The organism is Skermanella aerolata KACC 11604 (assembly GCF_000936425.1).
GTDB classification, from domain to species: domain Bacteria; phylum Pseudomonadota; class Alphaproteobacteria; order Azospirillales; family Azospirillaceae; genus Skermanella; species Skermanella aerolata.
This window is the reverse complement of record NZ_AVFK01000171.1, coordinates 1-1,066: the sequence shown is the minus strand read 5'-3', so window position 1 is coordinate 1,066 and position 1,066 is coordinate 1. Positions and strand designations below refer to the sequence as shown.

General features: G+C 69.5%; 1 protein-coding gene. It reads right to left on the bottom strand.

Annotation, left to right across the window (positions count from 1 at the left end):
* The coding region (locus tag N826_RS39030; protein WP_044438014.1) for an MASE1 domain-containing protein at window positions 1-985 on the bottom strand (985 nt) is incomplete at its 3' end.
* Between the last annotated feature and the right edge of the window lie 81 nt (window positions 986-1,066).

The following is a 1,066-nucleotide window of genomic DNA, read 5'->3' as shown; positions in this document are numbered from 1 at the left end:
GGAAGACGACCTCGCGGCTGCTGAGCACCAGCGTGCGGTACAGCGTTTCGCTGATCCCGAGTGCGGCTTCCGTCCTGCGCTGCTGGGCCAGAATGGACGCAACCGGCAGAGAGGTCAGCACAGCGACCGCCAGGAAGCCCTGGAGCAGGAGAACTCGGCCGACCACCGAAGTGTCGGCCAGCATGGCCGGACCGTAACCCTCGATCGTCAGGCCGATGCTGATCACGGCGGTCAGCAGGGTCGCGACCGCCGCACCGGCGAAGCCGAGCCGGAACGCCGTCAGCACCAGCAGCGGCAGAACCACGAACAGGATCGGCAAGCTGCTCTGGGCAAACACCAGTCCGACAACGGCGGTGAGCCCCGCCAGCAGGGCTGCGGTTTCATGCCTCAGCGGCGGGCGGAACAGACCGGCCAGCTCGCGGGTGCGGAGCATCAGCAGCAGCGGCGCCACGACCAGCATGCCGAGGGCGTCGGCCAGGAACCAGGTCTGCCAGACGGCGGCCGGATCGGCACCGGCGGTGAGGGCCAGAAAGCCGGCGGCGGCGGTCGCCGACAGCGCCGGGGCAGCACCGCCGGCGCAGGCGACGAAGCGGACCAGGACCGCACTCCGGCGCAGGTCGAGCGGGGATCCCGCCGGGCGGGCCAGCAACAGAGCGGCGGTGACGATCTCGAGGGTGTTGCAGGCGGACAGCCCGAGTGCCGTAACGGCGGCATCGCCGGTGGTGATGTTGGCCAACGCATTGGCGATGCAGCCGACAGCGAGCACGAGCGGCCAGCGGTGCGCCGATGACCGGAGCAGCACGGCGAGCAGCACCGCGTTGGTGATCCAGATCGGCGCGACGCGATCGGCCTCGTGCGTGATCATGATGCCGGCCCAGGCCCCGGCGAAAACCAGCGCACCGATGAGGAGGAGCTGCCATCCCGAAGTCGGCCGGGCTCCCGATCCCGCCCGGGCTGCTGGCGGCACACGGTATGAACCGGACATCTCTGCGACCCTCCCTGCACGGCACTATGCCTGATCGAATCCGTGGGGTCAGTGAGGTTAACGCCGGGTTAAGATGTCTGA